Raw genomic sequence first — 17,186 nt, 5'->3', positions numbered from 1 at the left:
TAGATTTCACTATTTATAACTACAGCGAAAAATTGCTTCTTTAATATAATAAAAACCATATTAGAGTGCGCACCAGTAGCAAATTGGAACGACGTCATTTGTGGTAATAATTTTTCACTGTGTTAACATAATGACATCTATGGATGTAAATAGCATAGGAGGTATTGACTATGGAAGACGCATTTGGCGATCCAAATCTGGTAAGTGATGCTCACAACTCGCTCTCAATTGCTAGTCCCCCTTTGACATTAGAATCTGATAATCAATCAGGGATTCCTGTGGGTGATTATTTGGATACAGAGTATGATGACATAGAGGAGAAACTCCAGGGGACGTATGCAAGGTCGCCTGACTTTTACGAAACAAACAACGGCGATGATGAGCGCTCATCAAACTTAAGCAGTAATGAAATGAATAAAGCAGAGCCTCGAATAAGTTCTAATTCATTGTTTTCACCAATTAATTTCGTTGTCAATTTTGCTTCAACTCAATTCACAGCGTTAAAAAATGCCGTTTCAACTCGTTTGGATGCAAATCGTTCTCTCGAAGAGGACAGCCCCGAATCAAGCGACTCGAGTTCATCAAAAAAGATTATTGCATCTCTCGTGAGCCCCCACCCCCCCTCTTCTGAAAAAGCCTTCACAACCCAAGATGAAATCCTGGATGAAGTAGGTGCATCCCTTGATGATAATGGCATTTGCTCTCCAGTAGTCAACTTATATTTTGAGAAAAAATTAGGCCTTCGAGATGATAGTTTTATGAAGGGTAGCTCTAAACATATTTATGAAGAAGCTATAAGAGAAAAGCGACACCAAGTTGAACTTATTCAACAGGGAAAAGACGGTTTGCATGCGGTATTCGTAGATCATAATATTCCTTACAAAACAAAACAGGTTAAAGCAAGTGAAAGTGAAAGCGAGGAAAAAGTAAAAGATTTGCTCAAAGATTATGATCAAGCACTAATCACTTATCCGACAGTCCGTGAAGATGGAGAAAGGGATAGACACCAAATTTATGTGGAAAAAATTGATGATACTCGATGTTCCCGTTTTGATGTCAATAAAAAGGGAGGTGTCGAAGAAATGCCTTGCAGCATGTTTTATCAGAAATTTGCCAAGAAAATCGCCAAAGCTCATGACGATAATGATGATGAGGAAGTAATCATTGCAGGAATAAAAAAGTAATGCATCCAAAGGGGTGTTTCACCCCTTTAGCATCATGCTGCATGTAATTCTAATGAAATTTATAGATTTTTATTCATTTTTGATTTAGGTAAAACATGATAAAGCTCTCGTAAATCAGTAAGTGGGATTTCAGCTACATCCCAGATATTCCATCCTTTAGAATACAAATTTATTTGCATTTGCGAACCTCGATACCATGCATCCCAAAATTCATAAGGATCAATCTCTACCTGAGCAGACCCTGCAAGTTCATTGATCTTGATACCTAAGTAAAAAGAATAAATAACAGGAATAACATGACCATCAATCGAATTTTTTTCCAGCATTGTTGAAGTAAAAACAGAAACCAAAATCTCACCATAGGGACTTGTATCATATTCGCTTAAAACATGAATGGAGTCATGAGGCATAATAAATTCATAATTAGCCCCATCCTCCTCACCAGGGAATTTGTAATTATTCGTTTTAAATTGCATCCAAATATGATGACCAAAACTCGATTCAGGTAAGTGCCGAAGACTCTCATAGCGGCCTGCAAGTTGTGGGTTCTTTTTGTCACCACGGTAAGGGAAAAGCCAATTTTCAATATCTTTTTCATCCTGAATATTTGGAAAAATATCAAAACTTTCAAGATTTTTACGCATAATATCTTTAATAAGCCATTGAAAATCGCCTTCTAAAGTTTTCTCTAATTGGTTTAGATAATGGGGATAAATATTGGCGGCCTTTGCATAATCCAAAACGGCTAGAATTTTTTCGCGATCAATTGTCTTATCCATCAAGGCTGTGACCACTAAAAAACGTAATACATATTCTGCCTTTATCGCATCGGGAAAAACTTGGCTAAAACCAGAAAGTGGCATGTCAATTAGATGGGTTAATTGCAGTTCATCTTTATGGCCAAATACCTGTGAATATACCGCTTTAAGGGAAGATTGTTGTAGTGGTGTTAATCTCTGTTTCCCATGAGCCGTAGCAACATCTTTCATAGCAGATAACAGATAAAAAATTTCTTTAATTTGTAATCTCACCATTACTCCTCATCACGATTTAGAACTCTATGCGTAATAGTGTATCATATGGCTGAATAAAAAATATTCGCCCCTAGTGTTGGAAGAAACAATTTAAATAATAACTACATTAGCCTAGGTGAAACGCAGTGACACCCAATTTTTTTGTATCGATGCCAAGTTCCACCGCATTTTACCCAACCTACCTATACTATTTTCGAATTATCTAGAGTTTGTTGACATTTCATTTAATTCCGCCTACTTCCCGCTCTTTATGCGCGAGCTCAAAGAGACACACTAAAATGTACTTATTTTTAATGCAGCCTTTACCGGATTGCGGAACGTAGCCTAATGAAGCAATTGTCAACAACCCTAAATCCCATTAAAGAAAAAATTTTACATTAATTCTAAAATAATGCTCGAAACAAATGGGCAATATGATGTAAAATTGCGCAAGTTATTTTTTATATATAGGATGTATTTCTTTGGACACGATTGATATTGAACAATGCTTACACGCATTAGAAGCGCGTGTGTCAAAAGTTGAAAAAATTAATGGCATTACTTCGGCCTCCTCAGAACAATCTAAATCGATTAAAAGTAAAAAAAGTAAACTCAAATCAATACCGAAGCCCATGTCAGGTAATTGGTTGGGGCTTGTTGCTTCTGTTTGCTTTATTCTAGCAGCTTGCTTTATTGTTAAATTATCAATTGAATCTGGATGGCTGACCCATGAAAAGCAACTTGGAGTGGCTACATTATTTGGAATGGCCCTATTTACAGGTGGGATAATTATTTCCAGTGCAGATAGAATTTATGCCTGCTTTTTACCAGCAGCAGGAGCAACTGTACTTTATTTAACTTGTTTTGCCGCATTTCAATATTATTTACTTATTTCATTTCAAACGCTCATCGCTCTATCAACGATTATCTCAGGAGTATCTATTTGGTTTTATTTACGATTTAAACATGATATTTATGCGATCGTTGCTGCCTTAGGTGCATACATCGCCCCTCTTGTTGCTGGAGTTGAAAATAACGCTATATTTTCTTTGTATTATTTCACAATTTGTTCGTTGAATTTTGCAACACTTGCTATTTGGGTGGAGTCACGCACATTAACCATGATTTCAGCTTATCTGGCAATATCAATAACCGCGGTAGTGGGATTAAAACTCCATCAAGATGTGTTAATTGCTACAGTACTTGTCATTAATTTTCTTATCTACTCAATTGGCACCCTATTTCATACGCAGTTGACTAAAAAACATCTCACCGAGAAAGAATCTTGGAGTCTTTTCCCTGTACTATTAATTTTCTATGCAATGGAATATTATTATCTCAGCCGTATTGACCCTACTTTGGCTTCATGCGTTTCCTTGGCTTCTGCAGCTCTTTTAGTCGGACTTTATTACTCAGCTAAAAGATGGTTCCCTGAGCGTCGGTTTAATAGCCGGAATGTATTACTGACCTTTGTAACACTTGTTTGTTTCCATTCGATTTACCTTGGCCTTTTGCCCTTAAGTTTAAAACCATGGCTTTTTGCTGTAATCGTTTTTGGGTACGCCTATTTCCATGCAAAAATTAAACTGATTCAATGGAGTATTCGCTTTTTAATTCCATTTGTGGCGCTTTCTGCTATCTTAGGGATTGAGTATCTAAGTATATTAAGCCACTTAATTAGTAGTAATGAGTTATCCTGGTCTGTAGTAGCTGGGGCAGCTTTTGCCAGTATTTGGTTTTTATTAATCCAAAATTATAAGGAATTAGCTCAAAAAGAAGAATATTGTTACGTTTTACTGGCGGCCTCACATCTCCTTGCAATTATGAGTCTTTACCAGTTAACCATCGAGTACAGTACCTTGGCTGTATCTGCTTCCTGGCTTGCGTACGTACTTATTATATTACGGGTTTCAACTCTGAGAAATGATGTGCTGATTGCAAAATCGGTACTCATTGTTTTATTTTTTGCTGCAGGCAAAGCATTACTTTATGATGCATCATCAGCGCCAACAATTATTCGTACATTATCTCTAATTCTTACCGGTATTGTTTTATATGCTTCGGGACTTGTTATTAGAAAAAAAACGAATTGGAAAGGTAAGTTAATTTAAGGGCAATGGATTATCACTATTGAACTATGCGCAAAGGAATGCATTAATAAATGTGTGAAATAGCCTTATTTATTCCCATAATTCAAATAGTTGCTTTCAAGAGCAGCTATCTGTAATATTTAAATCCACGATCATCAATTTTTGTTATTTTCTGCATTTTATTTTTTGCGTGAATTAAAAATAGAGAATATATATATGCATATTGACTTTAGCTTGTTAAGGCTCTTACATGTTTATGACTATCAAAAACCTAAAGAAGAACAATGTCCTCTCGATTTGTTCCGCACTAGAATAAATCCAATTGAATTCTCAACGTGTATGCGGCATCTCTATCTGTTCACTGCTGTGCAAGTAGGAGAGCATGATGAATTTTACAATCAAACTCTGCTTAATTTGAGAAAACCTCGATTACATCAGAAATTACCTCATACAGATGCACTGGAAGGAACAGAGGCCTATAGTTTTCTTTTATTTTGGGCCATTGGAGGGTTAAATAAAAAGAAACCGTTTAATGATGAACGCATTTTAGGTGATCTAAGAAGAATTTGCAGAAGCTATGAAGTTTCAACATCACCATATAAAAAGGAAAGTTGGAAACAAAATCAAGCCGTCGCTCAAGCACTACTAACAGATGTCAAATATTTATTAAAATTAACCAAATTTGAAATGCCTTTAGAAGAAAAGATAGAACGTCTAAAAAAAGTCTGTGATCACTGCACCTGGGTCAGAGAGAATGGCTTTTTTGATATCACACAAAAGATTGACTATGCTTCTTTTCTTGATAAAAAAGAAATGTATGTTCATCTTTATGGAGTGCTCGAAATAGCACGTAAAAAACTTGATACTGAGTTGGACAAAATTTCTTTAGATAAAACGTCTCTCCTTTTTTTATTTTCAAATTCTGCCGATCGATTGCAAGAGAAAATAAGACAGATCGAGCAATTACAAACGCTTTTAACAAATGAAGAACCATCTTTGGTTCACAATGATGAATTGAAGATAAAATAAGTAAGTTTAGAGGAAAGTGTAACGGCAGGCTCTATATATGACTTCTTAAACTTTCTACATTACACACTGTTTATTATACAACGAGACTTTGTTTCGATAATTTTCTTTCATTCAATTTAAGTCGATTTAAAGTAATTAAACTCAACAAGCCAATCAAGCACAGCAAAAACATAAAAGAGTAAGAATCTGTTATACCGATAACACTCGTAATAAAACTGAACAAAGCTGAACAATTAAATTGACAGAATAGAGTTAAAGCCAAAGCCAATGCCATTTGTTTCGGAAAAGGACGCACGACCGCAGAAGTCGCACTCGCAACAATAAAACCCGTACCAAAATAATAGATCATCATCGGTATGACATAGGTAAGAAAAATCACATCTGAAAGTAGACTAAACACCCACATTAAGGCTGCTGAAAACGCAAAAAAATAAACTCCAAATGCCGTGAGCTGTCTACTGGTATAATATTTAACCAATAAACCACAACATGCTGTTCCTAATAAATGCATTATTGCCATAACTGTTTTCACAAGACCATATTGGGTAGTCGTCCATTGAGATCCTTTAATTAAAATAAACGATGCCGAAGTATTAAAAGCGGATTCTCCAGCCATCATTAACCCTGAAATGAATAAATACCCCACAAAAATAGGATGCCGAAAAACAGTAGTTATTGTTTCTTGAACATTTAAACTAATAGAATCATTAGGTTTGGTTTCCTGCATTCCGATACTCAAAGGAATGAGAAGAAGAGCATACAATGCAATGATTATTGATGCAGTCTGCCAACTCCAATGGCTATTAATTAAGCCTCCCAAAGAAGGTAAAAAGCATATAAAAAGACCTCCAAAAGTGAAAAACCAAGCAAAATATTGGGTCGCGTGCTGTTCATCATAGGTATCGTTAATCATTGCTCTTCCCATAAGCAAAGTCGCTCCAACAGCCAATCCTTGAAAAAATCGGCAAAACAATAAAGCACCAATAGAAGGACTCCCCGCCGCAAGAAAATTAGAGATCGTATACAATAATAAACCTCCAATGAATATAGGTTTTCTACCATAGCGTTCGGAAAGAATTCCCCATAAAATCATACTCAATGCCTTACCCAATAGAAAAAGACTAATCGTTAATTGAGCGATATTTGGTTTTACTAAGAAAAACTCAGCCAATTCAGGTAAAGCTGGGGTAAGAAAATGTATGTCCAGATTCCCAAAAAACCAGGTAAATAATATAACTAGAAGTACTTTATGGGTCATTATGTTTTATCAGAATAAGTATTGGAAAATCGAGGCAATGGATTGATAAAAAATCCAGGAAGCCACGGCACAAACAAAGCAAATAAACAATAAAGGCCTGCAATAATCACAAATAGTGTTGAATAAGGCAGCCAATTGATTAATAGTCCTCCTAGTAACAAACCAATTAGATTGCCCAGTTTGGCAAAAGAATTAGCTAAACCAAGCGCATACCCCGGTAAGGGATAACGATCACTTAAAAGTGCAAATAATGCAGGTAGTAAAGCAGCTAATACGACTCCCCATAAAATTCGGATACATGCGAAAAGAATGAGGTTGTTTATGCTTGCTTGACATAGCATCAGAATGAAACCTAACACACTATAACGAATTAAATATCGACGAACTAAAAGCGGATCAGTCCTGCATCGATCAAATTGACACCCACACCATTCGGAACTCAGCAACATGCCAACCGCAGGAAATGAATAAAGTAGGCCAATAAGAATTAAATTTTGAGAAAACGAATCATTAATATATAAAGATAATCCCGGATCAGGTAAAAATTTAATGATTTGGGTTAAGGTAATTAAAAAACATAGTGCGTATACAGGTTTTGAGTCAAAGATCATCTTTTCGGATTTTTGATCTAAAGTTTTACCTGAGTTTTTTGGGGTGGCTGGTAAGTAATAGTGCATAACAAGTGTAATACTTAGACAAATAACCGTTGCTATTCCATATAATCCTTGATAATTAGTAGCGGTTAAGATGATCCCCCCTGCAAAACCTGCCAGACTTGTAGCAACCGCTTTTGCTGATTGTAGGCGTGACAACTGCCGACTTTTATACTGCCATTCACAAAGACTTAATGAATAGGTTTGCATGGATACAATAAAACCAGCAAAAGCCCCCTGAACAATACGAATGATTAAAATCCAATTCAAAGCATTCACAAAAATCATTGCCAATTGGGTAAATACCAAAGCCCATGCTGCACGCATAAGCATGGACTTATAACCAAAGCGATCCGCAGCAAGTCCCCAGATTGGTGTCATGATGATATTTGCAAGCATGGGGAATACAAAACTGAGCATGCTATAAAAGGCAGCGCTCTGCAGTGGAATCTCGTTCTGCGATGCAATCAACAAAGATAAAAAAGGGTTTGTCATTTCTAATGCCAAAATCATAAAAAATTGGCTTATTAACAGAAGCGACTGGATTGATTTAGACATAAGCTCTGCTCAAAGGATTTCGAATCATAGAAAAAAGATCTTGGCTTTGATTTTCATGGAGTCGCATAGCAAGTAAACATTTTTGCTGCCAAGGTTCAACAAGCAATTGCTGTCGATACCAATGATGTATTCGTGGTTCAATTTCTGTTCGCAATTCTTCTAAAGTGTGCTCTAAAATTTGTCTCACCTTTCGCCAAAGCATTGACTTGCAAAGCTTGTAATCCATACTTAAGCAATCAATCCCATAAGCCAAATTACTCAGTAAATTACCGTGTATGAATTTATTGGTCAGTTCATTTAATCCAGAACAGGTTATTGTTGAATCAGGATGTAGTGTTGGTTTAGCCACCTTATCATAGAAGACGTGATTACAAATTTTTATACCCCCCAAATCACGTAGTACAAGGCCAGAGGGACGATTTGCCTGAAAAATAACTAAAGTATTTTGTTGGTGAGCCTCTAAGGCAACCCCATAACATAATAATAAATGCAACTGACTTGCCAAAACACAACGACAATAATCCATAAAATAACCTACTGGACTACTTTGACTAAGCTCAATGAGTTCACTTAATAATGATCTTTGTCTCAGGGGGGATTGTTTAAAAAGCGAAGCAAGAGGAACAAGTTTTTGGTTTAATCGGATCCATTGTAAAGGGTTTTCACGAACTATAAGTCCAAAATGTTTTTTTTCATCATTAGGAATAGATGAGTGTAATGCATTGATCCCCGCTAAATCACGAGCTAAAAATAATTGTCCCTTATAATATTGATTTTGTGTAAGTAACTCATTAATCCATTGCGAGAGTAAAGACGAGTTACTTACCGAGGCTGGAGAAACAGTACGCAAGGATGAGGTAGTATGTACACCAACAGCCAATTTGAGATGAGGGCCATGTTTTGCAAGAGGCATCACGGTTCGAAATGACATCGATGGTTTGGTTTGTTGATGTACTGGGTTGATTATAAATTGATGTTCTTCGAATAAAGATTTTGCTAATGCTTGTAATTTATTGGTCCATTGCCAAGGATGAACAGGAAATGGGTAATAATCTTCTGGCTTTAATTTCTTTAATCGTAATGCATCACTCCACAAACTGTATTCCTTAGGAAAATGAATGCTAAACAGCCAATGAAAAGCGGATTTTGAGGTTGAAATAAATGCAAGTGAATGATGAATTGCAGCCCAACCGATCGTTACTTCAGAATTAAATTCAGGAGAATATTGCACAACCTCTTTACGGTTAAATCCTATTTTGGCACGAAAATTGGGGTGAGATGGATGCCCTATACAACCCCATTGCTCTAAGAAATTAAGTATTTGCTGTTGGCCGAAATGTTCGATTAACCAAGACCATAAATTTGCATATCCTTTTGCCTGCCGCTTAATTGTTTTATGCCACTGATATTGATAAGCAAGAGCTAGGGCTTGATTTGCAATACTTTCATTTAATTCTTCGTGTAATGAATGCCAATATTTCATGTGAGTTTTTTGCTTTTGAGAATAAAGTTTCAGAAGCTCAAGATAAGCAGTAATGGATTGGCTAGTTACCTGTTTATCAATTAATCCTTCTGAAATCGCAGATCTTCGTAACCGATTAAAACACTGCTGATAAGATGCGACGAGAAAATGCCCCATTTGCTTGGATGAAATAGGAAAATCAGTATTCGTTAATAATGAACGTAATTGGTAATTTAGTTCATTAGCATGAAGATTCGATAAAATCATATACCCCCCTCTTTATTGTCTTTCGCTTACAGCTGTTATTCTTAGTAATAACGTTCAGAACAACAAAATGAGAATCATTATCATTCACAATATAAACGATAATGATTCTCATTTGCAATAGTTAACCTTTTTTTCCTTGTTTAATAAAGAAGGCTTTATCTACATTTTTCTAAGCATCATGATTTGCATCGCCAAATAATAGACTTGCAGCTAAAGAATGTCATAATACACGCCGTCAGTTCATGTACGACATCTTGGGGTTTTCTAACTTCATTTTGTAATAAAAATATGAATCTGATAAATCAAAAATAAACTAGATAAAACAGGATGTTATTATGAAAAAATTGTTTTGTTCGCTCGGGTTAAGCTTTAGTCTCATTTCCGGAGCATTTGCTGTCGACAATACACTTGACCTATTAAATTTGGAAATTGCAAATATTCTTGCCCCCTTCCAGAATCAAGTTACTGTTGCAAAACTTAAATTTGATGCTGTAGAAATTGATAAAGATCGGGCATCCAAAGTCGCTTTAAAAAGTCTCTATAACAAAGTCGGTTCAAAAAACAACTTTGAAGTCAAAGTTGACAATCTAAGTTATGACTATGGTAATGGTACATCTCCAACCACTGTTCTCAAAGGTTCTGTCGGCCTAGATCTCACCAGGTTTTTAACCCCCAAAGAGAGCAATGAAATAATTCCCAGTGCCATTGAGTTTTTGCAAGAACTTGTAAAAAGCTATACAGAAGAATACGGCGACGCGATTTTTATCAAGGGCGTAGTTACTTCAACAACCAAAGATGCCGATGGGAATTACACCGGTTTAACTGCATTGATCTCTACCAAAATTGACCTCGACAAACTTCCTGAAGATCTCTCTCGCGAATCAGTTATGATTACTGATGCGTTTGTTTCAGCCACTCTGAATCTAAAAACTGGATTTGCCCTGGATGCCTTCGTAGTGAGTAATCCCGAATATTGGGGATTTCAAGAAAATCAAATCGGTTTGAAAGAAATGCTAGAACATCTGCTTGCACGTGACGAAGAAGCTATAGAAATGATTAACACTATATTTATCAATTTAGATTTCATGGCTTCTAATATAGTGGAAATCGACAATGAATCATTTTGGAATCTGATTTCAAAGAACAATCCCAGACTAAATCATTATCATTCTTCATCACGACCTTAAAATAATATACATTTGAGAATAATTTTTACAGCCTCAGATTTGATTCGGTAAAGTACTCCTTATCAAAAACCTGAGGCTGCAGAATTTGCAATTTATTTTAGAATTGTGTCAATAACTGCTAATTGATTAAATTTTTCATTTTTTTATCATATTTTGAGTTCATTGATATAATCAATTAAGTCTATCGGGAGTTCTTCATATCCCTTTTTAAATAGTTCTTTGTTTTGAGCTACAAATAAAGCGGAATGATTTAAGAGAGATGGGATAGTAGTCTTATATCCGAGCTTCCTATAAACATTTGCATCAGCCTTTCTAAGTGATGAATCCAATTTTCTACGCTCATTATCAATCAGAATGGTGTGTTCAGGGTTCGGAAATCGATCTTGAATCACCTTAAGTTGCGCTTTATCCATTTTTTCGAGTTCAGAACAAGTTAAGCTAATCGATACAATGCTCCTAGGAATAGCATTAATTATTTTTTCAAGCGACCTACTTGATTTTTTATCAAAATCATTCGACCCCAAATCAAGATGAGTTACTCCAGAGTCTTCCAAGGCAGCGAACATGCGAGCAAGTTCATCTTCTGACTTTTCGTCTAGATTATTACCACGTAAATCAAGATGTGTTATTCCAGATCCTTTTAAAACCCGTAACATTGCAGCAAGCTCAGTGCCTTCTTTTAGCCCCAATTGATTCGCAGACAAATCAAGATGTGTTACTCCTGATTTGTTTAAAGCACCTAGTAGAGTAGATAACTCGGCCCCGGTTTTTTGACTTAGCTCATTCCAGGCCAAGCTAAGATGTGTTACGCCTGAATCCTTTAAACCCTCTAACATCACCGCCAGTTCAGCTCCTGTTTTTTGTTCAAGCTCATTCCAACTCAAATCAAGATGCTTCACTCCCGAGCCTTTTAAAGCATGCAACATGGAGCCCAACTCAACCCCTGATTTTTGCCCCAAGCGGTTTTCATATAAATTAAGATGTGTTATTCCTGCGTCTTTTAAAGCACCTAACATGGAAGCCAACTCCGCACCTGATTTTTGACCAAGGCGGTTATCACCTAAATCAAGATGTGTTATTCCTGAGTCTTTTAAAGCATCTAACATAGTCGCTAGTTCAAGACCTGTTTTTTGTCCAAGAATATTCGAAGTCAAATCAAGATATTTAACTCCGGATTTTTTTAATCCTCTTAAAATAGTTGCCAGCTCAGCACCCGTTTTTTGACCCAAATCATTCTTACTCAGAACCAGATGCGTTACCCCGGAATCTTTTAAGGATGCGAACATAAGAGCCAACTCTGTATCTGTTTTGTGATCTAGTTTATTGTGATTTAAATCAAGGTATATTACTCCAGAATTTTTTAGAGCCTCCAATCCGAGCTCAATACCTGTTTGTTCTCCAAGATTATTCCCACCCAAATTAAGATGTGTTACTCCAGACTCCTTTAAAGCTCCAAGAATGATGGCTAACTCAGTGCCTGATTTTTTCCAAAGATCATTCCAACATAAATCAAGGTGCCTTATGCCTGATTTTTGTAAAGCACCTAACATTGTTGCGAGCTCAGTTGCTGATTGTTGCCAAAGATCATTCCCAAACAAAAAGAGTCTTATGACCTGTGAATCTTTTAAAGCACTTAAGATTTCTGCTAGCTCAGTACCTGTTTTTTCCCAAAGAAAATTATTCCCCAAATTAAGATACTTCACTCCGAGATTTTTCAAAAGACTGAATAAAGCTAGCAGCTCTATAAATGATTTTTGCCCAAGCTTGCATCCTGACATATCAAAGCTCACTTCCCCTGATTTTTTCAAATTTCTAATTTCAGTGGTTAGTTCATTTGTCGTTCTAAAAGCCATTTATCAATACTCCCATAAAAATATATGCGCAATGTATTAAACCAACATGGATATTACTTGGTCTTTTTTGTGCAAATATCGAATTAAAATTATACTCAATCAACCGACCAATGTATCAATGCTGGTTTATTTGAATGTTTTTTAAGCATGCCATATTTGTGTCTTCGATAAGAAAAATGGTGTGGGCAACCCTCCATGCTACTTGAAACAATAAACTGATGTTCATCGCTTATTAAAATATGAGCTTAGGGGTTGCAGATTTACAGAATACAACTTCCGTAATTGTGCCAATAATTGCAAGTTTTTTTCTTTTGATATCTGTCCCACAGAACTTAAATTAGCAAGCTGTTGCCCATGCTTATCATAAAAAAGCATTGTGGGAATACCATAAATATGGAACGCTTGACGAATTTTAGCCACTTCATCTGATTTTTCGCTGATAACAACCCGCAGATTTACCGAATCCTGCATTGCATTAATAACTGCTGCTTGATAAAAAACATGATTATCCATAGCTTGACAGTCACTACACCACCCTGCAAAAAACTCAATAAAAACACGTTTATGATTTTTTTTTGCTTCAGCTAATTTTGCATTCACTTCTTCACGAGTATGAACACTGATGAATGGCGCTTGCATTGCTTGATAAGCCAAAGCCCCTGCCCCCATCATAGACAACAAAGCCAAGCCTTGCAGCAACCGCCCACTCAAACGATGCTCCTGCCGAAAAGCGCCAAAAACCCATGCACTAATTAGCAAGACAAAACCCACAGCAAATCAATCCAAAACTGAAATGTTCACTGACTTGTCATTTCCATTTCTACTTTTGCATTCTCTTCCCCATATTGTCATTTTCGCGAAGGGGGGAAATCCATTATTGAGTTTCTACAAGTAAATGAACTACCAACATCCATAGCCTCTGGTTTCCTCAGACTTAGAAGAAAGAATATCTCCCATATTTTTATTAAACTCTTTAATTGCTTGAGTATTATTGGAATCAAGTGCTGCAAGTTTTTGATAAAAGTTTTCTGCCCCTTCTGATCTACCCCTGAGTTGATGAAAATTTTTCATAAATTCTGAATCTGATTTTTTCCACTTTGCTTCTTGGATTACTTTCTTTAGTATGTTCTCGTGCGGTTCATTGCAGGGACCATTCTCATATGGTTGGGAATTCCTAATTATACGACGCATTTCTTGTAAACCATCCATATTAGGATATTGAGTACTTAAAGCCACTATTGTGTTAAAAAATTCATTAAAGAGTCTTTCTCGACACGCATCTGGATCTTCATTTTGGCATTTATTTGCATAGTCCGAGCAAATATTTAGTGGATTTTTTGCATCTAATTTATTCTCAAATGCGATTTTTAGTTCTCCTTTTATTTGCTCAAACTGAGAGGGTTTAAAAGAAGATTCAAGCATGACGGACGTAGGGTTTCGACGTAATAACTCCATGTTGGGTTGTGCATTAATTCCACGTGCCTTAAGATTAAATAAAAAATAGTCTGCAGCACTATCAGCAGGCAATGAATTACTGCGTGGTACCCTCGGTATAGTTTGCTCATGTTGACATACAACACCACCATCTTGAGAGCTGTTCCACTTAATTCCATCTTTAGCGGTTAGTCGGTTCAAATTATCAATAATTTTTCCATTTTCAGTTTCGATTAATAACCGATAATCCTCAGCCATTTTAGAATCAAGCTGTCTTAGTAATTGTTCAATCTCAGAAGGATTCCCAGCAAGTGTGTGGTTGATTTCCTCATTATTAGTACCTCCAGTGGATATCTTTGGGGTCACTGCAATTCCTATATCCCTAAACATATCTTCGATTTCACGTCGTTCTCCTATAGGACGAAATCCTTGTGGCGTAAGTAACCGAAAATAAATCCCATCCGCGTCGGCAGAACATGTAAATGAAAATTTATTACCTATTTTTTCTTGTATTTTTTCTTGCAAAAAACGTGCAATTTTTTCATGCTCTTCTTTTCTACCCACAATAGCCCTCGAACAAATATTTATTCACTTACTTTTATTATAATCAAGTTTTGATAAATATATCGGCAATGATAATAAATTTATTACATATAGTTTTTATTGTACTAAGGCATCTAAAACTACATTTGTTACTTTTCTTGAGTTCATTTATCAAGTTTTAGCGTGTAATAAATAAATCAAAAGACTCCATCCAATTAAATGGAACAAACCGCCTGTAATTCATCTGCTCCTAAATTGATAAGATTGATTTGAGTGCCCGATTCTGCACTCACAGATACGCTACTGTTATTTTTGACCCGGATTAGAGTTCCTTGACCGGTAGTCAGTTTTCTTCCATTGATCACGCCGCTATTTTTTATTACGTTAATTTTAATTTTACCGTTATTTTGATGGGTACATTGAACAACACATGTAGCATTGAGCGTCCAAAGTGTATTATTTGCCAGTAATTTTGTTTCATTGGGGCTAAGTTTAATTGTTTTTTGGGCGTTTGATTGTGAACAGAATAATCCAAAGATAATAAATAGAGATAAAGTCATAATTTTATTCACGTTGTATCCTTAGTTACGTTAACAGAAGCTTTGATTGATTTTTGAATACAAAGTCCATATTTTATACTAACAACATTAAGGTTTTATTAAGACAAGCTGTATGTACTCTAAATCCTGGAAATATTGAAAAAGCATACTAATCGTTAACTTCTTGAGTTGATGAAGAAAATACCTCCCATTTTTTTAAAAGTAATGCGTTTAATTAGGTACAAATTTGCACATCGCAGATGTGTAATATATAATCATATTGATGTATTTTTGGCTTTACGTATAACTATGTACAAGGAGATCTATATGAAGATCAGAGCAGCAGGATTAATACTCGCCACTACCATGCTTGCAGTCGGACCAATCCATGCGGCATGCCATCAACATCAACCAGGATGGCATATGGTTTCAAAAAAATGTGCCATCAAACCTGCCGATAATTGGCAAGAATATAAAAGCGGCGTTTATACTCAACCAATAACTGGAAAAAGTCTACTGTAATTAGATAGATTCAGTTTAAAATTACTCTATACAAAATCAATGGGGTCTCCCAAAATCAGATCCCATTGATTTAAATCAAAAAAAACAATTTATTATTTTACTCCGGGAAAAATAGGAAATTTATAAGCGAACGGTTGTTCAGCTGTAACGACTTATAATTATTCGCGCTCCTGATAGCGGTTATAATTTAAATTTAAAAGAGTATAATTAATAATGCTTCTTCCAATTTGTATCCCATATAAATTTAGGCCCCAATAATGAATGCGAATCCAAACATATTTGACTTTTTGCATAGATCAAATGGGATTAGTCAGGAAAAGGCTATTGATTTTTTAGTACTAATTATTCCAATGGAATTATCTGAATTTACTCAGCATCTTTTATCTTTTCTACAAAATGCAGATGAAAAAGCAATAAAGAATTTAAATATATTAGCAATGTTATTACGATATTCTAAATCACTGATAAGAACTGTTTATCGTGATGATTTAGATACTTACCGTGATGTTCTATATAAATGTGACCTTTTATCCGAATTGGGAAATATTGGATTTGAAACCATTCAAAAAGATCTGAACGATCAACATATTGGAATCGTATTTGGAAGAAATTTAGAAGATATCTTGATACATCAAACAAAAGAGATTAAGAAGAAAATAATTGAGATTAAAAATGGATTTCAAAGAGTTGAAGATGAGATAAATAAAATACCTCCTATAACTTATCATGTGGTCTTTTCCACGCAAAACACAAATGAAATATACTCTCAATCATTTTCCTCTTTAGCAAAAGCTAAAGATTTTATTTTTAAACAGCAAGATAAACATAATATAAATATGACAGATTATGCTAATAGTGAATGCGATTATTTTGTTGTAGAAATACAGGCCGAAGAAGGAAGTGATGAATTCAATAATGCTACGCAGGCAATATCACAATTAAACCATATTCCTTATCCACAAGACCCTGCTGCTGTTAATATTGTGTGGCCAGATAGTAAGATTAATAGTATTTCTTGGGTTGCCAAGAGACGTGAAAAAAAGCAAGAAATTCGCGCAGAACAACGCTCTAACACAACTTACTCTTTGCAACCAGTCAATGCAGAAAGACTGTATAATCCTACTGGGGCAGACAGTGTAGCACGTGCTATTAAACAACTGAATGGTATGATAGAACGCCTGCAAAATCCAAATTGGGTGTGGAAAATAATAGATGCATTAGTTGAAGCGGTAACTAGGAATCCAGGTCTTACAAATCAGAAAATTCAAGCATTAACAGAGGTTAAAAATGATGTGCTGGAACATATAAATGAAATCGAAAAAAACGCTATTTCACTTAAAGAAGTGTTAAGTGAAGGACTTGAGAAAAAAGTAAGCCCAACAAAAACTATAAAAGACATATTGCATACTCATCGCTTTTTTGCCATGAGAGAAAATACTGATACCGATGATGCCTTTGATGAGTTGTTAAATTCAACTCGTCCAAAGCATCCAATTCAGAGAAAAAAGAGGAAGATATATAGGTCAGCAGCTTTTTTGTAGCCAAAAAATTCTAGCAAATGTCGCCTCTATCAATCTCCACTAATACAGGCAAC

The 17,186-nt window shown here is 35.6% G+C and carries 14 protein-coding genes; 6 read left to right on the top strand and 8 right to left on the bottom strand.

Going from position 1 to position 17,186, the window contains the following annotated elements; genetic code table 11:
- Positions 1-170 precede the first annotated feature (170 nt).
- Positions 171-1,184: a hypothetical protein gene (locus tag DGG96_RS11110; protein ID WP_110142727.1), complete on the top strand. Its 1,014-nt coding sequence runs from the start codon at positions 171-173 to the stop codon at positions 1,182-1,184.
- Between the two features lie 59 nt (positions 1,185-1,243).
- Here the strand turns inward: DGG96_RS11110 and DGG96_RS11105 are convergent, their stop codons facing one another.
- A complete protein-coding gene (locus DGG96_RS11105) occupies positions 1,244-2,218 on the bottom strand; it encodes a hypothetical protein (RefSeq protein ID WP_233590575.1) in 975 nt (324 codons plus the stop codon).
- A gap of 461 nt (positions 2,219-2,679) precedes the next feature.
- Between DGG96_RS11105 and DGG96_RS11100 the strand changes: the two genes are divergently transcribed.
- Positions 2,680-4,308 carry a DUF2339 domain-containing protein gene (locus tag DGG96_RS11100; protein WP_110142725.1) on the top strand — a complete coding sequence of 543 codons (1,629 nt, stop codon included), beginning with the start codon at positions 2,680-2,682 and terminating at the stop codon, positions 4,306-4,308.
- A 195-nt stretch (positions 4,309-4,503) separates the two neighbouring features.
- Positions 4,504-5,316: a hypothetical protein gene (locus tag DGG96_RS11095; protein ID WP_110142724.1), complete on the top strand. Its 813-nt coding sequence runs from the start codon at positions 4,504-4,506 to the stop codon at positions 5,314-5,316.
- A 73-nt stretch (positions 5,317-5,389) separates the two neighbouring features.
- Here the strand turns inward: DGG96_RS11095 and DGG96_RS11090 are convergent, their stop codons facing one another.
- From DGG96_RS11090 to DGG96_RS11080, 3 genes are read right to left on the bottom strand one after another with little or no spacing between them, the layout of a single operon-like run.
- Positions 5,390-6,574 (bottom strand): MFS transporter, encoded by a 1,185-nt coding sequence (locus tag DGG96_RS11090; protein WP_110142723.1) that lies wholly within the window; start codon positions 6,572-6,574, stop codon positions 5,390-5,392.
- Positions 6,574-7,785 (bottom strand): MFS transporter, encoded by a 1,212-nt coding sequence (locus DGG96_RS11085; RefSeq protein ID WP_110142722.1) that lies wholly within the window; start codon positions 7,783-7,785, stop codon positions 6,574-6,576. Before DGG96_RS11085 ends, DGG96_RS11090 begins: the two co-directional genes overlap by 1 nt.
- Entirely contained in the window at positions 7,778-9,514 is a 1,737-nt protein-coding gene (locus DGG96_RS11080) for an IucA/IucC family protein (RefSeq protein WP_110142721.1), read from the bottom strand. Before DGG96_RS11080 ends, DGG96_RS11085 begins: the two co-directional genes overlap by 8 nt.
- Before the next feature lie 335 nt (positions 9,515-9,849).
- On the opposite strand from DGG96_RS11080, the gene DGG96_RS11075 reads away from it, so the two are divergent.
- Complete coding sequence (locus DGG96_RS11075) at positions 9,850-10,701, top strand: hypothetical protein (RefSeq protein ID WP_110142720.1); 852 nt, start codon at positions 9,850-9,852, stop codon at positions 10,699-10,701.
- 146 nt (positions 10,702-10,847) lie between these two features.
- Here the strand turns inward: DGG96_RS11075 and DGG96_RS11070 are convergent, their stop codons facing one another.
- The 4 genes from DGG96_RS11070 to DGG96_RS11055 form a co-directional block, all read right to left on the bottom strand.
- Entirely contained in the window at positions 10,848-12,554 is a 1,707-nt protein-coding gene (locus DGG96_RS11070; RefSeq protein ID WP_110142719.1) for a leucine-rich repeat domain-containing protein, read from the bottom strand.
- A gap of 222 nt (positions 12,555-12,776) precedes the next feature.
- Positions 12,777-13,313 (bottom strand): thioredoxin family protein, encoded by a 537-nt coding sequence (locus tag DGG96_RS11065; protein ID WP_240610450.1) that lies wholly within the window; start codon positions 13,311-13,313, stop codon positions 12,777-12,779.
- 141 nt (positions 13,314-13,454) lie between these two features.
- On the bottom strand, positions 13,455-14,552 hold the full coding sequence (locus tag DGG96_RS11060; protein ID WP_110142718.1) for a hypothetical protein: 1,098 nt from the start codon (positions 14,550-14,552) through the stop codon (positions 13,455-13,457).
- A gap of 194 nt (positions 14,553-14,746) precedes the next feature.
- Positions 14,747-15,103 (bottom strand): hypothetical protein, encoded by a 357-nt coding sequence (locus DGG96_RS11055; RefSeq protein ID WP_110142717.1) that lies wholly within the window; start codon positions 15,101-15,103, stop codon positions 14,747-14,749.
- Positions 15,104-15,397: 294 nt separating this feature from the next.
- On the opposite strand from DGG96_RS11055, the gene DGG96_RS11050 reads away from it, so the two are divergent.
- Positions 15,398-15,592: a hypothetical protein gene (locus tag DGG96_RS11050; protein WP_110142716.1), complete on the top strand. Its 195-nt coding sequence runs from the start codon at positions 15,398-15,400 to the stop codon at positions 15,590-15,592.
- A 257-nt stretch (positions 15,593-15,849) separates the two neighbouring features.
- Positions 15,850-17,133, top strand: coding sequence for a hypothetical protein (locus tag DGG96_RS11045; RefSeq protein WP_110142715.1), 1,284 nt, complete (start codon positions 15,850-15,852; stop codon positions 17,131-17,133).
- Positions 17,134-17,186 lie beyond the last annotated feature (53 nt).

It is taken from the genome of Legionella qingyii, assembly GCF_003184185.1.
This window is presented reverse-complemented; position numbering and strand designations above follow the sequence as displayed.

What these genes read in the sequence shown, in the direction of transcription:
- DGG96_RS11105 (WP_233590575.1), bottom strand. Translation starts at nt 2,218, where the DNA reads ATGGTGAGATTACAAATTAAAGAAATTTTTTATCTGTTATCTGCTATG.
- DGG96_RS11090 (WP_110142723.1), bottom strand. Translation starts at nt 6,574, where the DNA reads ATGACCCATAAAGTACTTCTAGTTATATTATTTACCTGGTTTTTTGGG.
- DGG96_RS11080 (WP_110142721.1), bottom strand. Translation starts at nt 9,514, where the DNA reads ATGATTTTATCGAATCTTCATGCTAATGAACTAAATTACCAATTACGT.
- DGG96_RS11050 (WP_110142716.1), top strand. Translation starts at nt 15,398, where the DNA reads ATGAAGATCAGAGCAGCAGGATTAATACTCGCCACTACCATGCTTGCA.
- DGG96_RS11045 (WP_110142715.1), top strand. Translation starts at nt 15,850, where the DNA reads ATGAATGCGAATCCAAACATATTTGACTTTTTGCATAGATCAAATGGG.
- DGG96_RS11095 (WP_110142724.1), top strand. Translation starts at nt 4,504, where the DNA reads ATGCATATTGACTTTAGCTTGTTAAGGCTCTTACATGTTTATGACTAT.
- DGG96_RS11085 (WP_110142722.1), bottom strand. Translation starts at nt 7,785, where the DNA reads ATGTCTAAATCAATCCAGTCGCTTCTGTTAATAAGCCAATTTTTTATG.
- DGG96_RS11075 (WP_110142720.1), top strand. Translation starts at nt 9,850, where the DNA reads ATGAAAAAATTGTTTTGTTCGCTCGGGTTAAGCTTTAGTCTCATTTCC.
- DGG96_RS11110 (WP_110142727.1), top strand. Translation starts at nt 171, where the DNA reads ATGGAAGACGCATTTGGCGATCCAAATCTGGTAAGTGATGCTCACAAC.
- DGG96_RS11070 (WP_110142719.1), bottom strand. Translation starts at nt 12,554, where the DNA reads ATGGCTTTTAGAACGACAAATGAACTAACCACTGAAATTAGAAATTTG.